General features: G+C 62.8%; 19 protein-coding genes, 1 tRNA gene and 1 riboswitch. Of the genes, 13 read left to right on the top strand and 7 right to left on the bottom strand.

Annotated features, from left to right (window positions below; genetic code table 11):
• Positions 1–64 precede the first annotated feature (64 nt).
• From bamA to fabZ, 3 genes are read left to right on the top strand one after another with little or no spacing between them, the layout of a single operon-like run.
• Positions 65–2,704: an outer membrane protein assembly factor BamA gene (gene bamA / locus LZ536_RS01470; protein ID WP_249846533.1), complete on the top strand. Its 2,640-nt coding sequence runs from the start codon at positions 65–67 to the stop codon at positions 2,702–2,704.
• Positions 2,704–3,297, top strand: coding sequence for an OmpH/Skp family outer membrane protein (locus LZ536_RS01465; protein WP_249846532.1), 594 nt, complete (start codon positions 2,704–2,706; stop codon positions 3,295–3,297). The genes bamA and LZ536_RS01465 overlap by 1 nt, the downstream gene beginning before the upstream one ends.
• Positions 3,294–3,773: a 3-hydroxyacyl-ACP dehydratase FabZ gene (fabZ, locus tag LZ536_RS01460; protein WP_348538799.1), complete on the top strand. Its 480-nt coding sequence runs from the start codon at positions 3,294–3,296 to the stop codon at positions 3,771–3,773. Before LZ536_RS01465 ends, fabZ begins: the two co-directional genes overlap by 4 nt.
• Here fabZ and LZ536_RS01455 read toward each other — a convergent pair.
• From LZ536_RS01455 to LZ536_RS01440, 4 genes are read right to left on the bottom strand one after another with little or no spacing between them, the layout of a single operon-like run.
• On the bottom strand, positions 3,770–4,462 hold the full coding sequence (locus LZ536_RS01455; RefSeq protein ID WP_249846531.1) for an ABC transporter ATP-binding protein: 693 nt from the start codon (positions 4,460–4,462) through the stop codon (positions 3,770–3,772). The two genes, fabZ and LZ536_RS01455, sit on opposite strands and share 4 nt — an antisense overlap.
• Positions 4,459–5,421: a FecCD family ABC transporter permease gene (locus LZ536_RS01450; RefSeq protein ID WP_249846530.1), complete on the bottom strand. Its 963-nt coding sequence runs from the start codon at positions 5,419–5,421 to the stop codon at positions 4,459–4,461. Before LZ536_RS01450 ends, LZ536_RS01455 begins: the two co-directional genes overlap by 4 nt.
• Positions 5,418–6,176 carry an ABC transporter substrate-binding protein gene (locus LZ536_RS01445; protein ID WP_249846529.1) on the bottom strand — a complete coding sequence of 253 codons (759 nt, stop codon included), beginning with the start codon at positions 6,174–6,176 and terminating at the stop codon, positions 5,418–5,420. The genes LZ536_RS01450 and LZ536_RS01445 overlap by 4 nt, the downstream gene beginning before the upstream one ends.
• Complete coding sequence (locus LZ536_RS01440; protein ID WP_249846528.1) at positions 6,145–7,983, bottom strand: TonB-dependent receptor plug domain-containing protein; 1,839 nt, start codon at positions 7,981–7,983, stop codon at positions 6,145–6,147. Before LZ536_RS01440 ends, LZ536_RS01445 begins: the two co-directional genes overlap by 32 nt.
• A gap of 91 nt (positions 7,984–8,074) precedes the next feature.
• A riboswitch (cobalamin riboswitch) is annotated at positions 8,075–8,215 on the bottom strand.
• An 82-nt stretch (positions 8,216–8,297) separates the two neighbouring features.
• On the opposite strand from LZ536_RS01440, the gene rpmE reads away from it, so the two are divergent.
• Together rpmE and LZ536_RS01430 are read left to right on the top strand one after the other, a co-directional pair.
• Complete coding sequence (gene rpmE, locus LZ536_RS01435; RefSeq protein ID WP_249846527.1) at positions 8,298–8,525, top strand: 50S ribosomal protein L31; 228 nt, start codon at positions 8,298–8,300, stop codon at positions 8,523–8,525.
• 13 nt (positions 8,526–8,538) lie between these two features.
• On the top strand, positions 8,539–9,072 hold the full coding sequence (locus tag LZ536_RS01430; protein ID WP_249846526.1) for a GNAT family N-acetyltransferase: 534 nt from the start codon (positions 8,539–8,541) through the stop codon (positions 9,070–9,072).
• 1 nt (position 9,073) lies between these two features.
• Here the strand turns inward: LZ536_RS01430 and LZ536_RS01425 are convergent, their stop codons facing one another.
• The 3 genes from LZ536_RS01425 to LZ536_RS01415 all read right to left on the bottom strand — a co-directional run bounded on the left by LZ536_RS01425 (position 9,074) and on the right by LZ536_RS01415 (position 12,767).
• Entirely contained in the window at positions 9,074–10,264 is a 1,191-nt protein-coding gene (locus LZ536_RS01425; RefSeq protein WP_249846525.1) for an acyl-CoA dehydrogenase, read from the bottom strand.
• A gap of 73 nt (positions 10,265–10,337) precedes the next feature.
• Positions 10,338–12,518: a TonB-dependent receptor plug domain-containing protein gene (locus LZ536_RS01420; RefSeq protein WP_249846524.1), complete on the bottom strand. Its 2,181-nt coding sequence runs from the start codon at positions 12,516–12,518 to the stop codon at positions 10,338–10,340.
• Positions 12,519–12,677: 159 nt separating this feature from the next.
• A tRNA-Ser gene (locus LZ536_RS01415) sits at positions 12,678–12,767 on the bottom strand.
• A 134-nt stretch (positions 12,768–12,901) separates the two neighbouring features.
• On the opposite strand from LZ536_RS01415, the gene LZ536_RS01410 reads away from it, so the two are divergent.
• The 8 genes from LZ536_RS01410 to LZ536_RS01375 are packed head-to-tail and all read left to right on the top strand — an operon-like array spanning position 12,902 to position 20,516.
• Positions 12,902–14,032 (top strand): lytic murein transglycosylase, encoded by a 1,131-nt coding sequence (locus tag LZ536_RS01410; protein ID WP_249846523.1) that lies wholly within the window; start codon positions 12,902–12,904, stop codon positions 14,030–14,032.
• Positions 14,033–14,077: 45 nt separating this feature from the next.
• Positions 14,078–15,253 carry a D-alanyl-D-alanine carboxypeptidase family protein gene (locus LZ536_RS01405; RefSeq protein WP_431357932.1) on the top strand — a complete coding sequence of 392 codons (1,176 nt, stop codon included), beginning with the start codon at positions 14,078–14,080 and terminating at the stop codon, positions 15,251–15,253.
• Positions 15,254–15,256: 3 nt separating this feature from the next.
• The gene (gene tmk, locus LZ536_RS01400) at positions 15,257–15,880 is read left to right on the top strand and encodes a dTMP kinase (protein ID WP_249846521.1); all 624 of its coding nucleotides are present in this window, start codon (positions 15,257–15,259) and stop codon (positions 15,878–15,880) included.
• On the top strand, positions 15,877–16,854 hold the full coding sequence (locus LZ536_RS01395) for a DNA polymerase III subunit delta' (RefSeq protein ID WP_348538798.1): 978 nt from the start codon (positions 15,877–15,879) through the stop codon (positions 16,852–16,854). Before tmk ends, LZ536_RS01395 begins: the two co-directional genes overlap by 4 nt.
• A gap of 11 nt (positions 16,855–16,865) precedes the next feature.
• Positions 16,866–18,371 carry a methionine--tRNA ligase gene (metG, locus tag LZ536_RS01390; RefSeq protein WP_249848524.1) on the top strand — a complete coding sequence of 502 codons (1,506 nt, stop codon included), beginning with the start codon at positions 16,866–16,868 and terminating at the stop codon, positions 18,369–18,371.
• Positions 18,368–19,168 (top strand): TatD family hydrolase, encoded by an 801-nt coding sequence (locus tag LZ536_RS01385; RefSeq protein ID WP_249846520.1) that lies wholly within the window; start codon positions 18,368–18,370, stop codon positions 19,166–19,168. Before metG ends, LZ536_RS01385 begins: the two co-directional genes overlap by 4 nt.
• Positions 19,165–19,932 carry an MBL fold metallo-hydrolase gene (locus LZ536_RS01380; protein ID WP_249846519.1) on the top strand — a complete coding sequence of 256 codons (768 nt, stop codon included), beginning with the start codon at positions 19,165–19,167 and terminating at the stop codon, positions 19,930–19,932. The genes LZ536_RS01385 and LZ536_RS01380 overlap by 4 nt, the downstream gene beginning before the upstream one ends.
• Positions 19,929–20,516 carry a retropepsin-like aspartic protease family protein gene (locus LZ536_RS01375; RefSeq protein ID WP_249846518.1) on the top strand — a complete coding sequence of 196 codons (588 nt, stop codon included), beginning with the start codon at positions 19,929–19,931 and terminating at the stop codon, positions 20,514–20,516. The genes LZ536_RS01380 and LZ536_RS01375 overlap by 4 nt, the downstream gene beginning before the upstream one ends.
• The last annotated feature ends 38 nt before the right edge of the window (positions 20,517–20,554 follow it).

Below are 20,554 nucleotides of genomic sequence, written 5' to 3'. Positions count from 1 at the left end.
CGCGTATCTAGAGCGGGCGCATTCAGCAAAAGGGCGGGAACGCGTGGTTTCAAGCAGTAAGGCAATGACCCGGCGCACGGGTGCTGTGCTTCTGGTCGGTACGATCCTCGGCGGCTGGTCTGCCCCGCTCCTCGCACAGGAGGCGACGGAAGCTGCCCCGGCTCCGGTTGTCGCTCAACCCGCCCCTGTCGCTCCGCCGGCAACGCCAGGCACCATCCGTTCGATATCGGTCCGCGGCGCTGAGCGTCTCGAGCCGGCGACGGTCATTTCCTACTCGAACCTGACGCCCGGGCAGGACTACACCGCCGAAGTCCTCGATACCGCGCTGAAAGACCTTTACGCGACGGAGTTGTTCGCCGACGTAGTCATCACCGGCGCCGATACCGGAAACCTTGTCATCACCGTCAAGGAAAACCCGGTCATCAACCGCATCATCCTTGAGGGCAACAAGCGCATCAAGGAAGACAAGATCATGCCGGAAATCCGGCTTGCTCCGCGTCAGATTTTCACTCGTTCCAAGGTTCGTTCCGACGTCGATCGCATCATCGAGCTCTACAAACGCTCCGGCCGTTTCGCCGCGACGGTCGAGCCGAAGATCGTCCAACTCGACCAGAACCGCGTCGACCTGGTTTTCGAAATCGTTGAGGGTCCTGTCTCCAAGGTCCGCGCGATCAACATTATCGGCAATGACCATTATGGCGACGGCCGTCTCCGCAAGGAAATGTACACGCGCGAAGCCGGCGGCATCCTCGGCTTTTTCCGCTCCAACGACAGCTACGACCCGGATCGCCTCGCCGCCGACCAGCAGAAGCTGCGTGCCTTCTACCTGACCGAGGGCTACGCCGATTTTCGTGTTGTTTCCGCGCTCGCCGAACTCACGCCGGACCGTAAGGACTTCGTCATTACCTACGTCGTCGAGGAGGGGCCGCGCTATAAGTTCGGCACGATCGATACGGAAAGCTCCCTCCGGGACCTTTCCTCGGACACCTTGCAAAAATTCATCAGGCTGCGTCAGGGCGACTGGTTTAACGCCAAGGCAGTCGAGGACGTCGTTACCTCGCTCAACGAGATCGCCGGGGCACAAGGCTACGCCTTCGCTGACATTTCGCCGACCTACGATCGTGATGCCGAAAACCACATCATGAGCATCCGCTTCAAGGTGAACGAGACGCCGCGAGTTTACGTCGAGCGCATCGACATCAGGGGCAACACGACCACTCGTGACAAGGTCATCCGGCGCGAGTTTCGCATCAACGAAGGCGATGCCTTCAACGCGCTGAAGGTTAAGCGCTCGCAAGACCGCCTCCAGTCGCTCGGTTTTTTCCAGGAAAAGCTTGAGGTAAAGCAGACTCAGGGCTCGGCGCCTGACAGGGTTATCCTGAGCACTGACCTGGAAGAAAAATCGACGGGTGAACTGCAGCTTTCGGCAGGCTACTCGAGCCTCGAGAAATTCATCGTCGCAGCCTCGATCCAGCAGCGTAACTTCATGGGGAAGGGCCAGGAAGTCGGCGCCGGGGTCAATTGGTCGCGATATTCACGCTCGGTGAACCTCAGCTTCACCGAACCCTATCTTTTCGACAAGAACGTGCTTCTCGGCGGCGAGATCTACCGTCGCGAGTATAACAGCTATCGCCAAACCTCGACGGATAGTCGCAACAACACTTATTCGCAGCAGAGCACGGGCGGCGGCCTGCGGCTTGGCTTCCCGGTGAACGAGTTCATAAGCTTCGGCACCCGCTACTCGCTCGTGAACGACAAGATCACGCTCGACGAGAGCACCTACTTCCTCGACGAGGATGGCGATGGTGTTAAGGAATGCTCGACGGTTCTGGCGGGCCGCTATCTTTGCGACCAGCTCGGAACGACCCTGAGTTCCGTCGTGGGCTATTCGCTGATTTTCGATAATCGGAATGGTATCCGCGCGACGCGTGGCCAGCGGTTCGTTTTCAGCCAGGATTTCGCGGGCCTCGGCGGCGACGCGAAATACATCCGGACCCGCGCGGACGCGACCAAGTTCTTCAGGCTGCCGAAGAGCTTCATCCTGTCCGTGCACGGCGAGGGCGGTTACATTCACCCGCTCAAGAGCGATCCCGAACCGGGCGTCGACGCTATCCGCCTGAGCGACCGTTTCTTCGGGCCGCAGATGCGCGGCTTCGACATCCGCGGAATTGGCCCGCGCGTGCAACGCGTCGCTTACGCCGATCTTACCGGCACCTTGGGCGATGAAGTTCGGGGCACTGACGCGATCGGCGGTCGCGCTTATTACATGGGCCGACTTGAGCTCGAAATTCCGGTCAGCAGCAATATCAAGAGCCTCGGCCTCCGTCCTTCGGCGTTTATCGATGTTGGCTCAGTCTTCAACCTGACCAAGCCGAACCTTGAAGACATCCGGGTTGTCTGCAACCCGAACAAGGCCGGGCTACCCGTGGTCTTCCGGCGCAATGGTGATGCCGACTTAACTTGCCCAGCTGACATTCCTGAACCGGGTGGTCCGGAAGCTCAGATCATTGACTATCGCGCCCCGCAACCGGGCTTCAAGGAATACTACCTCGGTGACTCGTGGAAGCCGCGCCTGTCCATTGGCGTCGGCGTCAACTGGGTATCGCCGTTTGGTCCACTGCGTATCGATATCGCCAAAGCCATCCTCAAGCAGGAAGGTGATGAAACGAAACTCTTCTCATTCAACGTAGGAACCCAATTCTAATGAAAAAAATTGCCCTTTCCCTCGCTGCCGCGGTGAGCACCCTTGCCGTGGCAGGCCCAGCTGTTGCCCAGCAGCGCCCGGTAGTCCTGGTCGTCGATACAGAGAGCATCGGAAACACATGTAGCGCTTGCAAAGCAGCCGCGGCCCAGATCCAGCAAAAGGAAGCGGCGCTCGCTTCCCGTGCCCAGCAGCTGCGCACGCAGCTTCAGACGGAAGGCAAGCCGATCCAGGATGCGCTGGACGCGCTTGGTGGCAAGCAGCCTGATGCTGCGCTTACGACGCGGATCACGGCCTTCCAGACCAAGGAGCGCAACGCGAACACGGAAATGCAAAACGCGCAGCGCACGCATCAGTCGATCCTCGCCAACGTCAACCAGCAGATTGCCGGCAAGCTCCTTCAGGTCGTCGAACAGATTCGTGCCCGCCGTGGCGCCTCGATCGTCGTTTCGAAGGGTGGCACTTTGGCCAGCGACACCAGCATCGACATCACCAGCGAGGCGCTGGCCGCCCTTAACCAGCAGCTGCCTGCTGTCAGCGTTACGCCCATGCCGCAGGCTCAGCAGACTCCGCAGACGAAGCCGCAGGGCCGGTGAGTCAAAACGAACAGGTCGCGACCGCCATCGGCCCGCTGGATGTCCGGCGGGTGATGGCGGCGCTGCCACATCGTTACCCGATGCTGCTCGTCGATCGCGTCGAGCGCATCATCCCCGACGTATCGATCACCGCGACCAAGGCGGTGACGATCAACGAAGGGTTCTTCCAAGGTCATTTTCCCGACCGTCCGATCATGCCGGGCGTTCTGATCGTCGAAGCACTGGCACAGGCAGCCGGCGTCCTCGCGGTTGAATCCCTCGGCCTCGCAGGCTCGGGAAAGCTCGTCTATTTCATGGCCATCGACGGTGCCAAATTCCGCCAGCCGGTAGAGCCGGGTGTACTGCTGACACTGGAGGTCGAGTTCGTTCAGAAACGAGCCACTGTCTGCAAGTTTGCCGGCCGTGCCTTGGTCGATGGCAAGCTCGCCGCCGAGGCCAATTTCACGGCGATGATCGCGGATCCGCCAGCAGCCTAGGCGAGCGGCTGCCAGGCGCCGTCGCGGCGCTCCACACCGAATATTTCACCGATAACGCCGCTTTCCAGAAGGTCGCGACCGCCATCGGCCACGATCCTGCCACTGCTCATCATGATCAACCGGTCGGCAAACCGTCCGGCGAGGTCGAGATCATGTGCCGCAATAATGACCGTCTGGCCGCTTTCGCTGGCCAACGTCCGCAAGTGCTCCATCAGCTTCAGCTGCCAGAGCGGGTCGAGGTTGGCGACCGGTTCATCGAGCAAGGCTACTCTGGGCCGCGGCGCCAAGGCCCGCGCGATCAGGACACGAGTCCGCTCGCCAGTCGATAATTGGTCGATGCGTCGGTTGGCAAAGGCTTCCAGATCCAGGTCCGCGATAACCGGCCCGATTTCACCTTCGCCGCCAAGGCGGATCACGTCTGACGCGGTCAGCGGCCATTTGACGTCGCGGGAAGCCGGGAAAAAAGTGATCAGCCGTGGACGGACGGACGGCGGCGCGCGCCACGGATCAACGCCGTCGATCCTAACCCCGCCATCGCGGGTTCCAATGCCGGCGATAGCGTGCAGCAAGCTCGTCTTGCCACTGCCATTGGGGCCGATGAGGCAGGTCAGGGTTCCGGCATCGACTTCGAGCGAGGTTTGCTCGAGGCGGCCCGGAATGCAGAGGTTGCTGGCTACAAGGCGGCTCATCGGCCGAGCCTCCACCGCATGTGCACCACCAGCCATAGGAAAAATGGTGCGCCGAGTAGCGCTGTCACGACCCCGATGGGAAGTGTCCGGCCAAGCGGGGCAAGGCGTACCATGAGATCGGCTGCAAGAAGCAATGCGCCGCCGATCAGTGCCGCGGGGATGATGGCCTGACCGGGATGGCCGCCTGTAAGCCGCCGCGCGAAAGTCGGCGCGACGAGGCCGATGAATCCAATCGCGCCGGCGATGGCTACGCAGGCGCCGACGCCGATGGCCGTAAGCACTACCACCCAAATCCGCAGCCGGGCGACGTCATGGCCGAGGGACTGTGCGACCTCATCGCCAAGCGTCAGGCTGTCGAGTGCGCCTCGCAGCCGCGAAAGCAGCAGAATGACGACGACCGCGGGAATTGCCGCGAATGCCGCCTGGTTCAGGCTGCGGTCCACCAGCGACCCCAGCAACCAGTCGTAGGCGTCGTAGAAAGCGAACGGGGAGGGGGCGAGCGCAAGGGCGAGCGTCGTCAGTGCCCCCGCGAGCGCGCTGATCGCCAGCCCCGCGAGCAGGAGCGTCCCGGTTTCGGCTCGTGGGCCGGCCAAGACGAGGAGAAGCAACAATGCGGACAGGGCGCCGATCACGGAGCCAATCGACAGTGCGATCGGCGCCGAGAAGCCCAGGAGATAGGCGGTCACCACCGCGCCGAGCGCTGCGCCGCTGGTCGTGCCGGTAAGGTCGGGCGAGGCAAGGGGGTTGGCGAACAGGGCCTGCACCGCCGCGCCCGCCGCACCCAGCATTGCTCCGTACGTCAGCGCCAATAGCATTCGCGGCAGCCGCAACTCGACGAGGACCGCCCAGCCAAGTTGACGATCCCTGGCAAACAAATCGCCGAGCGCATCCCACGGCAGCACCAGGGACAGCAGGGCTGCCGCCATAAGAAGCGCGGCCAAGGCTAGCCAGGTTTTCACGGCGCGAACCGCCTCAGGCCATTGACCTCATCGATCATGGGCGGTCCCATGCAGGTCCAGGCACGCCCGTCGGTGGGGATCGTCCTGGACTTGTTGGTGCCCTTGGCCAGGGGGTGCATCATCCAGCGCTGCTCACCGGAATATTGACCGGCCCGATAGTCGCTTCGAAGCAGGATGGTAGGCGGACTAACGAGGAGTTGCTCGAGGGTGACGCGATCGCCCACCAACGGGCGCTGCCGGAAGCCCGCCAGCGCCATCCATTCCGCAGCCAGGCCGGTGGATGCGACGCTTCGCCCACCGCCGCCCAGCCAAATGGTATCGGGAAGGGTTGCCGGCCTGGTTCGCTTGAGTGCCTCTATCCTGGCGTTCAGCCGTTGCCCTTTCGCCGGATGGCCGACTGCGGCTGCAACCTTCGCGATAGCAGCCTCCATGTCGGACATAGCCTGTGGATAGGGCAAATCGATCACCCGGATACCGAGTTTGCGCGCGATATGCGCCTGGTCGCGAGCGCCTCCGCCCATGGTCAACACCAGTTCAGGATGTTGGCCGACCACTGAGAGCAGGCTGCCGTCATTCTTGGGATAACGGCGAGCCTGCTTCCAATCGGCATATTCGGATGGCTGCTGGGCGAGGTGTGTCACCGACACGATCTGTCCCGGCTCAGCAAGCGCAAGCAAGAGCTCGTCGGTGCACAGGTTCAGCGATGCGACCCGAAGGCCGGCGCTAGCGACCAAAAGCGACGCGAAGCCCGCCAAAAACGCTCCTCCCTTCGGTCTGGTAGCCGACCGCATCCTGATAGTCGGCATCGAATGCATTGTGGATGCGGCCGAACAGTTCCAACCTCTTGTCAATTCGCCACCCAATCCGAGCCGTGGCGAGCCAGTAGCTATCGAGACTCTCGAGCTCGAACGGGAAACTGTCCCGCCGGTCGAGATGCTTTCCCGTGTAGGCCAGCGATGCGCCATAGCTGAGACGGCCTCGCTGACCATCGGCGGAGACGAAACCGCTGTGTTTGGGACGGCGGAACTCGCGTTGCTCGGGCTGGCCGGCGATGACCTGCTGCGTGGCGTCCAGCCAGGCATAGCCAAGCGACAAGTTCAGCCAAGCTCCAGGCGACCAATGCATTTCCGCCTCAACGCCCTGCCGTTTGCTGGTTCCGTCGGCGTTGAGCACGCTGGTAAAGGTCGCGTTTTCGACGATCTCGTCTTCCAGCTTCTGGCGGAAATAGGTCAGCGACGCCCGGACGGGCCCCTGGCCATAGCGCGCCGAGACTTCCCAACCCTTTGACCGCTCCGGCTTCACCTCCGGATTGCCGGCATAGCCGTTGGGGAAAAAGCCGTAGAGGTCGGTAAAGCTGGGCTGGGCGATGCCTTCGCCCCAGGACGCCGCGATGCCAAAGCGGCCGCCAATTTTGAAAAGGGCGGACGCCCGCGCCGTGGTCGCATTCTTGAACCGGTTGAAGGCATCATGCCGCAGGGCAAGATCGGTCACCAGCCATCGGCTGAGTTCGGTCTGCCACTCGCCGGTCAAGGCGGTGTGACTGCGCGTCCGGTGCTGGTTCGTGGCGCCGAAGAAGGCTTCGTCGGAGGCACGATAGTCTTCCTTTTCGCCCTCCGCCGCCAGAGTCACGCGGTTGCGCAGAGCGCCGGCGTCGAAGGATCGCGAGACCTGTCCGCTCAAGGTCCAGCGCTTGGCTTCGGTCTCGTTCAGGAACGTGTCGTCGAGGAGGTTGCGATTGGTCGAGCCGAGGAGCGAGACGGCAAGGCGCGCGTCCCAAACCCGATCCTTGTGGGAGAGCCAGACCCGCCCGGCGGCAAGGCGGTTCTTGGTGTTGTCGAGCGTGTCGTCGTGGGAAAAGGTCTGGGAATTGAAGCCATCGAACTGGTTGCCGGCACGGACAGCGAAGCCGTTGACGCCGACCTCGTTTCCGCCACGGAGCGCCAACGCGGCCCGGCCCCGAAGAGTGACGTTCCAATAGCCATCGCGATCGCCATCGCCCGGCGTATCAAAGGCGTCGATGCCTTCGGATCCCTGAACACCCGCGCCCAGGGCCACGGTAAGCTCGCCGGTCTTAAACCCGCCATTGCCGGCGGCGCGGGTGAACTGATTGCTACCGTACTCGGCCACCCCCTCGGTTGCGGGGTCGGCGCTGCCGTCCACTGCAACGACGCCGCCGATCGCTTCCGACCCCCACAGGGCCGATTGCGGCCCGCGCACGATTTCGATCCGCGAAGCCAAATCGGCATTCAGCAATTCGAAGCGTGGTTCATTGGCGGCCGCGGGGTCGTTGGCACGGATGCCATCGATGAACAGCAATGTATGGTTGGCCTCGGCGCCGCGAATTCGCACCTGGGCCTGCGAACCATCGGTGCCACTGACGGACACTGAGGCAGAAGGCGTCAACCGTAAGAAGTCGAGCGTCAGCGGCTCACCGATCCGCTCGATAGTCGCACTATCGATAACATTTGTGCTGGCCGCCGTGTCGGATTGGGCCTGGTCGTTTCGGGAAGCCGTGACGATGACCGCCTGGTCGGTTGTGTTGATCGGTTGATAATCTAACATTTGCATCTCCTGTCCATGACTGTCGTCACGGAGGGATGCCTGACCGGGAATCGGACGTGCCCCACGCCCCACCGCTGACCCCGGCAGAAGGAACGGACGACGGACCAAGGCCAGTATCTGACTTGTCCACTACTCGAGGGCAGCGGCTTACAGTTGCGGGCACAGCACCGGTTTCGCACCGGTTTCCTGAAATCCCAGGTCCTGGTGTGCGGGCTAGATCGGAGCTGCCAAACTTGTCAAGCAAGCCCGCTTCCGCTAGGGGCGCCCGACACTTCGAGGCTGGTCGGAACCAGCCATCTCACGAGGAAACTGCAATGAAGTCCGGTACCCACCCCGATTACCACATGATCACCGTCGAAATGACCGACGGCACCAAGTTCCAGACTCGTTCGACCTGGGGCAAGGAAGGTGACACGATGCACCTTGAGATCGACCCCAAGGTCCACCCGGCCTGGACCGGCGGCACTCGCCAGGTTCAGGAAGGCGGCCGCGTTGCGCAGTTCAACAAGCGCTTCGGTGGTCTTACCCTCGGCAAGAAATAATCCAGTCTAAACAGTGATCCGCTCGGCTCCGACCATCGAGACCGAGCGGTTGATTCTGCGCGCCTGGGCCAAGGCCGATTTCCGGCCCTGGTTCGAAATCATGCAGCATCCTGAAGTGCACAAGCATTTCGGGCCCAATCCGTCAGGTCTTGAAGATATCTGGCGCCGCCTTGCCGCGGCCATAGGCGGCTGGCAGTTGCTCGGCTTCGGCACCTGGGCGGTCGAGCGCAAATCCGACGGCAAGCTCGTGGGCAACGTCGGCCTGTTCAACGCCTGGCGCGGGCTCGACCCCGAATTCGGCGAGGAGCCGGAAATGGGTTGGATCTTCGCGGCGGAGACGCACGGGCAGGGTTTGGCCTCGGAAGCCTGCCGAGCCGTGGTCGATTGGGGCGAGGCCAATCTTCGGCCGACGCCCTGGTGGGCAATCATCGCACCGGCGAACGAGCCCTCGCTAAAGCTCGCAGAGAAGCTTGGCTTCGAGAGGCTGCACGAGGATGACTATCACGGCGATCCGACCGTGATCCTGAAACGCCCCGCCTGGGCCTGATCTAGAAAGCGGATATGCCGGTGATCGCGCGCCCAAGAATCAGGGCGTGGACGTCGTGCGTGCCTTCGTAGGTGTTGACCGTCTCAAGGTTTGCCGCGTGGCGCATGACCTGGAACTCGGCGCTGATGCCGTTGCCGCCGTGCATGTCGCGGGCGACGCGGGCGATATCGAGAGCCTTGCCGCAATTGTTGCGCTTTAGGAGGCTGATCGTCTCCGGGATCAACTCGCCCGCCTCAAGCCGGCGGCCGATGCGCAGCGCTGCCTGCAGGCCAAGCGTGATCTCTGTGATCATGTTGGCGAGCTTGAGCTGGACGATCTGGTTGGAGGCGAGGGGCCGGTCGAACTGCCTGCGGTCGAGCGTATATTGGCGCGCGGCCGCATAACAGGCCTCGGCAGCGCCCATGGATCCCCAGCCGATGCCGTAACGGGCGCGGTTCAAGCAACCGAACGGTCCCTTCAGGCCGGAGACGTTGGGCAGGAGGGCATCCTCGCCAACTTCGACCTCGTCCATCACGATCTCGCCGGTGATCGAAGCGCGAAGCGACAGCTTCTCCTTAATCTTCGGCGCGCTGAGCCCCTTCATGCCCTTCTCAAGCACGAAGCCGCGGATTTGGCCGCCATGCTCTTCGGATTTCGCCCAGACGACGAAGACATCGGCGATCGGCGAGTTGGTGATCCACATCTTCGAGCCGGAGATGCGGTAGCCGTTGGTCGTCTTCACCGCCTTGGTACGCATGCCGCCCGGATCGGAGCCGGCGTCGGGCTCCGTCAGGCCGAAGCAACCGACCAGTTCGCCCGCTGCAAGGCCCGGCAGGTACTTCTTTCGCTGCTCCTCCGAACCGTAAGCATAGATCGGATACATAACGAGGCTGGACTGGACCGACATGGCCGAGCGATAGCCGCTGTCGACGCGCTCAACTGCGCGGGCAATCAGGCCATAGCTGACATAGCCTAGACCGGCGCCGCCATATTCATGTGGGATCGTCGCGCCGAGAAGGCCAAGCCCGCCCATTTCGCGCAGGATCTCGCGGTCGAAATTCTCGTTGAGATACGCCTCGGTGACACGCGGCTGCAGCTTCTCCTGGGCGTAAGACTCCGCGGTATCCCGGACCAGCCGCTCGTGATCGTCGAGCTGGTCGTCGATGGCGAAGGGGTCTGCCCAGTCGAATGGCCTGATCTGTGGTTCGCCCACTTGCCCGTAACTCCCGCGTATGAATGGATTTCGCGGCCTTTAGCGGGCAATTCGTTACGCGGCTAGACGAGCCTCAATTGCCTTGGCCTGCGCTCGCCTGCGCACCCGCGCCACCGAAAGTCCGCTTGATGGTCAGGCCGAGGTTCAGGTGCCGATTCCGCTCCCGGAACTCATCGACAATGAACGGGTTCGAGTCCGCCCTGTTCGGGAAGTAGATCTGCCGGTCGCGCGCGCCATGCGTGTTGATCGCATTGTCGATGTCGAACGTGATGGAGGTGCGCTTGTCCGGCCGGTACTCGACGAACGCCGATGCATAGGGCTGGGTGTTGAAGTTCGTGTCGAACTCGTCCGTTCGATAGAAGGTAAAGCGATCGCGATCGGATAGGTCGAAGCCGTAGGACCATGAGCCTTTGTCCCGGCGGATCGAGACGCTCCACTGCCACTCGGGGTAGAAATCGCTGAAGTTCCTTTTGTCGCCGGAAATCGGGTCTTCGACCCGTGTCTTCTGCACCTGCGCGAAGACCTTCAGCCGAGTTCCGGACAGGCCAATCAACTTGTCGAGCGGGGCATCGACCGTCAGTGCCGCGAAGGCCCTCTTGCCGGTACCGATGTTGCCCGGCGCGTCGAAACAGAATGACGCGTCACCCGGATGATCGGGGTCGCAGATCAGCACGCGATCCTGGAACATGCTGATGTTGTCGTAGCCGAGATCGATCTTGACCTGCCCATCGCCAAGCAAAGGATGGTCAGCGGTCGCGCGAAATTCCCAGGTGCGCTGCGGCTCCAGATTGGCGTTGCCGGCGTTGACGCGGTCGGTTGAGAGCTCCGCCGCGGTGACGAAATCGAAGAAGTTGAGCTGGGCGACAGTGCGCTTGACCGAGAATTGCGTGTGCCACTTGCCGCCCGGCTTCCAGTCGATCGTCAGGCTGGGCTTCCAGAACTGGAGCCTGCGGTCGGCCTCGGCATCGCCATTCACTGTCAGGTGCGAGAATTCGTAGCGGACGCCGCCATCGACGCGCAGGTTCGGATTAAGCTGCTTGCCGATGTTGACGAAGGCCTCGCCTCGCTTTTCCTTCACGGTAGCGCTGGTGACCGGAAGCGGGTGCGGCGTTAGGGTGCCGTCTTCCTCGACATCGAACAACTCGGTCGTGTTGTCGAGCGTGTTGAGGGCCGCCTCAAAGCCTGTCTCGAACGAGAATCCTGCAAGATTCTGCCGCGACCAGGTGAGGCGACCGATGGTCTCGTTGCGGTCAGCGACTTGGGTCTGCTCGAATCCTCCGACACGAACCGCGCCATCCTCCACCAAGCCATTCCGCAGGATGTAACTGTCGAAATTATCCACGTTCCGGCGGGTTGCCAGGCCGAGCAGCTTGATCGCGCCACCCGCCAGCGGCCGCGTAATGTCACCGCCAAGCTCGAAGGAACCCTGGTCATAATCCTGGATGAGATTGTCGTCGCGTGGGTCCTCGCCAGTCACGGTGACGCGGTTGCGCTGATAAAGGTCGAACTGGCCCGGCGACCAGCGTGCGTTGACGTGGATCGACTTGTCCGCCGCCCGTTCGAGGGCCCAGCTGGCCGATATATATGGGTTGAAGTCGTGATAGCTGTTGAACTTGCGGCGGTGCTCAAGAAGGTCACCGGTCACGAGCGGCGGCGTGATGTCGCGGATCGTGTCCGTGCCTTCTTCATGATTGACGTTGTTGTTGAAGCCCGCCGACAGGTTGATGGTCGAAGCTCCGCGCCGGATCAGCGCCGAAACCGATCCGTCCGGATTGACCGCGCCGGTGTAGAGCCGCCGGAGCGAGCCGGTGATATTGCCGTCGATCCCGCCTTCTGCCGACAGGATGACGTTCAGGACCTGGTTCCTGGTCGAATAATCGGCACCATAGAGATCGCCGGGGCCGACCTCGACGCGGACAACCCTGCTGGCGGGGATTTTCTGCAGGATGTCGTTGAGATTCTCCGACTTCGAGCTCGGGCGCTGGCCGTTGATGACGACATTGCCCGCCGCCCCGCTGAACCCGCGGATCGACTGGTCGCCGAAGTCGATCTGGAAGCCGGGGACCTGCCTCGCGATATCGAGCGCGTTACGCGGCGCATATTGGGCGAAGAAACTCGCCGGATAGACGGTGGTCCGCGATGAGGAGGATGTCGTCGCGGGGGCAGGGGCATCGCCCGACGCTTGCGCAAAAGCGGGAGTGGCCATTACGGCGGCCAGTGCGAACAGGCTGGTACGAGCCCGGTACGTTTTCATCGGAATTTGCCCCTGTATTGTTCGCCTAAGACACTAAGGCGGCGTGTACGATTACACTAGTAGTCTTCGACCAACCGACGAACGGTTCTGCCTGAAGACCTGCGATGCCGATGAAGCGGAGAATTGCTCGGCAATTCCCCCACTGGACGGATTGGGTGATGGCGGAGAGGGTGGGATTCGAACCCACGGTGAGCGTAAACCCACGGCGGTTTTCAAGACCGCTGCCTTAAACCACTCGGCCACCTCTCCGGGCGGGAAGGCAAAAAAGAAGTGCCAACCCGCGGTTCATCATTTTGGGCCTATCGCTTGTCGGGGCGGGCCGTGCAAGGCGTGCGGCGAACCAATTGGCGAAGAACCGCGTTGAAAGGCTAGCAGACTGAATAATGAAGCGGGTCGGGACCTTGTTGTTGCGTGGCGTATTGGCTGTCGTGGGCTCATCCATTGGAATGACTGCCTCTGCGCAGCTGGACCCTTTGGCGCCCTTGCCCGAGTCCAGGTCTCCGCCGACCCAACAACTGGTACCGGTGGTGCCCGTCGCGACAAGCCTCGCCCCTCAGGTTTCGACGGGTTTCGAAGCCTATAGGCAGCGCCTGACCTACATCGCCCGCAGCGGCGGCATCAGCGAAGCGACGATTGCCGCCATCGTGCCGTACCTCCAGCTCAACAACCGCGTGATCCGGCTCGACCGCGGACAGCCCGGCGCCGTCGGCAACACAAGCTACACCCCGCCCTTCGCGCCCTATCGCCGCGAGCATGTGACCTCCGACCTGATCAACAGGGGGCAGAGCCGGTACCGGGACCTTTGGCCCTGGCTCTCTCGCGTCGAACAGCGCACCGGCGTCCCGGCCTCGGTGATGATGGCGATCTACGGCCATGAGACCAGCTACGGCAGCGTCACCGGCGGCTTCGACATCATCGAAGCGCTGGCGAGCCTCGCATATGAGGGCAGGCGCCGACCTTTGTTTGAAAGCGAATTCGTCGCGGGCCTGAAGCTGATCGACATGGGCATCCCGCGCTGGCGCCTGAAGGGCAGCTATGCCGGCGCAACCGGCTACCCGCAGTTCATGCCTTCTACCGTCATACGCCTGCGGGCCGACGGGGATGGCGACGGCAAGGCGGAAATCTGGTCGAACCAGGTCGATGGCCTCGCCTCGATCGCCAACTACCTCAAGGACGCTGGCTGGAAAGCGGGCGTTCCCTGGGGAATCCCTGTCAGAGTACCGTCGATCCTCGATCGCAATTCCATCCGCAATACCGTGGCCGCGACCGAATGCCCGCGCGTCCATGCTCGTCACAGCCGCCCGATGACCATGGCCCAGTGGCGGGCGCTCGGCGTGACGCCATACAGCCAGAGCATCCCCGATAACGAAACCGCGACGCTACTGGAGCCGGACGGGCGGGGACAGACCGCTTACCTGCTGACCGGCAACTACAAGGCGATCCTCAAATATAATTGTTCGAATTTCTACGCTTTGTCCGTGGGTTTGCTCGCAAACGCTATCGTCGGCCGCTAAAGCTCTTCGAGTCCACGCCTCCAAGGGATTCGAGCCTCATCCATGATCCGCGCTTCGCTGCTTGCCGCCGTTTCCGTTTCGCTTCTCGCAGGCTCCGCGCCAGCCAAGGCACCGCCTTTCGATACTCCGGCCAAGGTCGCCTATCTGATTGACCTGTCGTCAGGCGCGGTTTTGCTGTCGAAGAATGCCGACGTTCGCATGCCGCCGGCATCGATGGCTAAGATGATGACCACGAATGTCGCGTTCGAGCTCATCCGCAAGGGCGACCTCAAGGCCGACAAGATGTGCACCGTGCGGCCGGAAACATGGCAGAAATGGCACGGCCCGCAGGCCGGCTCGACCATGTTCCTCTCGCCCGGAGAGCAGGTCAGCGTCGATGAACTGCTGAAGGGCATCATTACCCTGTCGGGCAACGACGCCTCGGTCGTGCTCGCCGAGTGCATCGCCGGGACCGAAGACGCTTTCACCAATGTGATGAACGAGAACGCCAAGCGCCTCGGCCTCACAAACAGCCATTTCGGCACCGCGAACGGCTGGCCGGATGAGGGGCGGACCTATGTGACCGCTCGCGACCTCGCCACCCTGGCCCGCGCCGAGATCGAAAACTATCCCGACCTCTACAAGAAATATTACAGCCTGGTCTCCTACACTCACGGCAAGACATTGGGCTCGGGGGCCGACATTACCCAGGCCAACCGCAACCCGCTGCTGGGCCGCGTGCCTGGCGCCGATGGCCTCAAGACCGGTCACACCGACGAAGCGGGGTACGGCTTCACTGGCTCAGCGGTCCAGAATGGCCGCCGCCTGATCATGGTCGTAGCCGGGCTCGACTCTTACAATGGCCGGATCGAGGAATCGGTTCGCATGATGCAGTGGGGCTTCAACGCGTGGCAGGCCCAACCTTTGTTCAAAAAGGACACAGTTCTCGGCACCGCCAAGGTCCAGATGGCCGGGTCCGGCGAGGTCGACCTCGTCGCCCCCCGCGACCTGGCCATCACCATCCCCGCCGGCGTGCTCTCCAAGGTGCAGGGCATGAAGGTCCGCTACAACGGACCCGTGAAAGCGCCGATCGCCAAGGGCCAGCATATTGCAGATCTCGTCGTCATGACCTCGGACTCTGGGGAGCAGGTGATGCCGCTCGTCGCCGCCAACGATGTCGGCGAAGCCGGCTTCTTCGCCCGTATCTGGATCGGGTTGAAACAGCTCTTCGGAATGGCCTGACCCTTGCCGAGGGGGCGGTTCATCAGCCTCGAAGGCGGGGAGGGGGCCGGGAAGTCGACCCAGCTCAAGGCCCTCGCCAACGAGCTTCGCAAACGGGGCCTCGAAGTCGTCGAGACCCGCGAGCCGGGCGGCAGCGAGGGTGCGGAGAAGATCCGTGAACTTCTCCTGACCGGCTCCGAGGAACGATGGGGGCCGCGGGCAGAGGCACTCCTGTTCGCCGCTGCGCGAGCTGATCACGTCGACAAGACCATCCGGCCGGCACTCGAGGCGGGGCAATGGGTGATTTCCGATCGCTTCATCGACAGTTCGCTTGCCTATCAGGGCGGCGCTGGCGGCCTCGGCATCGATGCGGTTCGCGCCATCAATGCCTTCGGGATCGATGACTGCTTCCCTGACCGCACCCTGGTTCTGGCCCTCGCCGAAGGCGGCGCTCGCGCACGCGCACGAGACAACCACGTCGGAGACCGCATCGGCGGCCGTCCGGAGAATTATCATCAGAAGGTAGACCTGGGCTTTCGCGAGATCGCCGCCGAAGAGCCTGAACGTGTGCGGATCATCGACGCATCGGGTGAGCCCGACGAGGTGACTGGGCGCCTACTTGAGGCGGTCGCGGACCTGCTGCCGTGATCCTGGGGCAGGAAAAGGCTGTCGATCAATTTTTCAGCGCCTGGAAATCGGGCGCCATGCACCATGCCTGGCTGCTTACGGGCCCTCGTGGCGTCGGCAAGGCCAGTTTCGCTCTGGCCGCCGCCGAGCGCGTCCTCGCTGAAGCCGCGGGGCCACCATTCGACGCACCGGGGATCGAAACTCCAGAGGATCACCCCGTCGGCCGCCTGGTCGCCGCCGGCAGCCACCCCGATTTTCGCCTGCTCGAGCGTATCGAAAACAAGAGCGGCACCGGGCTTGCCCGCAATATCAGCGTCGACCAGGTCCGCGAGCTTGGTGAGCTATTCACGGTGACACCGGCTTTGTCGCCTTGGCGCGTAGTCGTGATCGACACGGTCGACGAGCTTGAGGCTTCCGGCGCCAACGCCCTGCTCAAGATGTTGGAAGAGCCGCCGGCAAACTGCCTATTCCTGCTCGTCAGCCATGTGCCGGGCAGGCTGCTGCCGACCATCCGTTCGCGCTGCCGTCGCCTTGATTTTCAACCGCTTGGCGATGACGCCATGACGTCAATTCTGGAAGCGGAGTTGCCCGGATTGAGCGCCGCCGAGCGCGAAAAGCTCATTCCTCTGGCGGACGGTTCGGTCAGCAAGGCGCTCGCTTACGCAGCGCTCGACCTGGCCCCGCTCGAAAGCCAGGCGCTGGCGATCCTTCGTGAGGGCGATCGCGACAACGCCAAGCGCTCCAAGCTTGCCCAGTCCCTCTCCGGCAAGGCTGCAGCGGAACGCTATCACGCATTCCTCGAGATGGCGCCGACCCTGATTGCTCGCGAAGCCCGCAGCCTCGACGGAGCGGCTCGCCGCCGCGCGCTCGATGCCTATGAGCGCGCCTCCGAAACCAGCCGTATTGCCCCGCGCCTCTCGCTGGACGCGGCGGCCACAGTCTTCCAGCTGGGAAGCATCCTCGCCTCGGTTGCCCCTTCTGCAGGGCGCGGCTAGTGGCTTCGGCAATGGCCGAGCCCTTCTACATCACCACCGCGATCAGCTACCCCAACGGCAAGCCGCATATCGGCCACGCTTATGAGGCGATTGCCGCCGACGTCATCGCCCGCTTCCAGCGTGCCCAGGGTCGCGACGTGCGGTTCCAGACCGGCACGGACGAGCATGGCCTGAAAATGGCCCAGGGCGCTCGCAACAAGGGCATCGAGCCGCGCGCCTTTGCTGACGAAATGTCGCCGCTTTTCCAAGAGATGTGCGATACTCTTAATGTGTCATATGACCGTTTTATTCGCACGTCGGAGGCCGACCATTATCGCGCCAGCCAGGCGATCTGGAAGGCGATGGCGGAGAGGGGAGACCTCTACCTCGACCGCTACGAGGGTTGGTACTCGGTCCGCGACGAAGCCTATTACGAAGCCGAGGAGCTGACCGACGCGGAGGACGGCAGCAAGCTGTCGCCGCAGGGCACGCCGGTTGAATGGACCGTCGAAGAAAGCTGGTTCTTCCGCTTGTCGAAGTACCAGCAGCCGCTTTTGGACCTCTATGCTGCCAATCCAGACTTCATCCAACCGGAAAGCCGCCGCAACGAAGTCGTGCGCTTCGTCGAAGGCGGGCTCAAGGATCTCAGCATTTCGCGCACCAGCTTCGACTGGGGCGTGCCGGTGCCGGGCAGCGACAACCATGTCATGTACGTCTGGCTGGATGCGCTCACCAATTACATCACCGGCCTCGGCTATCCGGACGAGACCGAGCTCTGGAAGCGCTACTGGCCGGCCAACGTTCACCTGATTGGCAAGGACGTCGTTCGCTTCCACGCCGTCTACTGGCCGGCCTTCCTGATGTCGGCGGACATTGCGCTGCCGAAGACGGTCTACGGCCACGGCTTCCTGCTCGCCCGCGGCGGCGAGAAGATGTCGAAGAGCGTCGGCAATGTCGTCGACCCCATCGAACTGGCCGAGCGCTTTGGCGTCGACGCCCTGCGCTATTTCCTCCTACGCGAGGTCACGTTCGGCCAGGACGGCAGCTACAGCGCCGAAGCCATCGTCAATCGCGTCAATTCCGAGCTCGCCAACAGCTTCGGCAACCTCGCCCAGCGTACCTTGTCTATGATTTTCAAGAATTTGGACGGCGTCATCCCTGCTGCCGGTCATGCTGACGAAGACCGGGCTCTCCTCGATGTGGTCGAACAGGCCTGCAACAAGCTGACGGACGAATTTCACGGTTTCGCCTTCTCGGCCGGACTTGAGGCCTGGATGAACGCGGTTTTCGCCTGCAATGCCTATGTCGACACGGCCGCGCCCTGGGCGCTCCGCAAGACGGATCCGGCCCGCATGACGGATGTACTCGGGACATTGGTGGTCGCCATTCGGCAGCTGGCGGTCGCCGTGGCGCCAATCGTGCCGGCATCAGCTGACAAGCTCCTCACTCTGATCGATAGCGGTCAAGGGGGACAGCCGATTGCCCAGCCCCAGCCGATCTTCCCGCGCCTTGAACTGCCGGAAGAAGAGGCCGCATGAGGCTGATCGACAGCCATTGCCACCTCAATTACGAAGGCCTTGCTGAGCGCCAGCCCGAAGTTTTGGCCAATGCCCGCGCCGCCGGCGTCACCGGTTTTCTCAACATCTCCACGCGCCAGCGCGAGTGGAATGACGTCATCGCCGTTGCCGAGGCCAATGAGGACGTCTGGGCCACGGTCGGCGTCCATCCGCACGAGGCGGACGCGCATCCGGACCTCGGCGCCAAAGCGCTGGTCGACGCCGCATCACATCAGCGTGTGATCGCGATCGGCGAATGCGGGCTCGATTACTATTACGACAAATCCGACCGCCAGGCACAGCGTGAGGGGTTTCAGGCGCACATCGAGGCCGCAAGAGCCACCGGTCTCCCGCTCGTAGTCCACACCCGCGATGCGGAGGACGACACGGCCGACATGCTGGAACAAGCCGTGAACGCAGGCGGGGTGAGGGGAGTACTGCACTGCTTCACCGGCAGCCAGGAACTCGCCCGCAAGGCGCTGGATATCGGCTTCTTTATCTCGCTCAGCGGCATCGTGACCTTCAAGAACGCGCAGGATCTTCAGGAAACGGCGAAGATCATCCCGGATGACCGGCTGCTGGTCGAAACGGATTCGCCGTTCCTTGCGCCGGTCCCGCATCGTGGGAAGAAGTGCGAGCCTGCATTCGTGGCCGATACCGCTCGTTTCGTGGCAGGCCTGCGCGGCGTCGATGTTGAGACGCTTGCTGAGCAAACTACCGGCAACTTCTTCAAACTCTTCAGCAAAGCCTGCCCCGAGCGAGGTCGAGGGGCGGCATGAAAATTCGCATCCTGGGTTGCGGGACGTCGACCGGCGTGCCGCGGCTCGGAACCGGTTGGGGCGCGTGCGACCCCGAAGAGCCCAGGAACCGGCGTCTGCGCTCCTCAATCCTACTCGAAAGCGGCGGCGAGACCCTGCTTGTCGATTGCGGGCCTGACTTGCGTGAACAGCTGTTGACCGCTGGCGTCGAAAGCATCGATCGGGTTCTGGTCACCCACGATCACGCCGACCATTGTCACGGCATCGACGATTTGCGGCCAATCGCCCAGGCGAAGGGCGGTCCGGTGCCGCTACTGGCGCGTGCCGACGTCCTTGACCGCCTGGAGCAACGTTTCCGCTACATCTTCATCGACACGCGTTTCTACCGTCCGGTCATGCAAGCAACGCCAATCCAGGGCGATCTGAGCGTGGGCGAGGCGATATTGCGGTTCGTCGATCAGCCACACGGAGGCATCACGTCGCTCGGCATGCGGGCGGACGAGGGCGGCTATAGCGCCGGCTACGCCATTGATTTCCATGAAATGACGGATGAGATGTTCGGCATGTACCGCGGCCTCGACCTGTGGATCTGCGATTGCCTGCGCCGCGCACCGCATCCGACCCATGCCCACCTCGACGCGGTCATCGGTTGGGCCAAGGACCTTGGCGTCGGACAATTGCTCCTCACGCACCTCGATAACAGCATGGATTACAAGACGTTATCAGCGGAACTGCCCGATTGGGCCGCACCCGCCTATGACGGGCAGGAGGTCGTTCTGGCATGACCAATGACGTCATGCTCGGAGGGCTTTATCTCCTGATGGCCGCCATGCTGGTCCTCGGCGGGCTGATGTCACGCCGGGAGCCCTTGGCAAAGCTGGCCGTCATGGGGCTGGCCTGGGTGGCGATCTTCGCCGGCGGCTTCGTGCTTTTCACGTTTCGCGACAATCTCGGTTGGGTTGCGCAGCGTCTCCGTGCCGAAGCCACGGGCACGCCAGTCGAAGTCGGCCAGACCCTGCGCATCCCAATGGCGATCGACGGGCATTTCTGGGTCACGGCCCGGATCAACGGCCATGACGTCAAATTCCTGGTCGATAGCGGCGCGACGATGACCACGATCGGGATGAAGACCGCCCGGGATGCGAACGTATCCGTCGATTCTGGCCGCGATCAGCTCGTCCGCACAGGCAACGGCATGGTCCGCGTGGCCAGCGGGTCCGCCGAAACCGTCGAGATTGGGCCAATCGTTCGCCAGGGGATGCAGCTCCACGTCACGCAGGACGACGATTTGAATGTGCTTGGCATGAACTTCCTGTCGTCATTGCAGCGGTGGGGCGTCGAGGGCCGGTGGCTGGTGCTGCAGCCATGATTCGCCGCAAACCCCCTCTGAGTGCCTCTACACTTTAC

This window comes from Sphingomonas alba (genome assembly GCF_023516555.1).
Taxonomy (GTDB): domain Bacteria; phylum Pseudomonadota; class Alphaproteobacteria; order Sphingomonadales; family Sphingomonadaceae; genus Sphingomicrobium; species Sphingomicrobium album.
The sequence above is the reverse complement of the archived record's forward strand: the minus strand, read 5'-3'. Positions and strand labels throughout refer to the sequence as shown.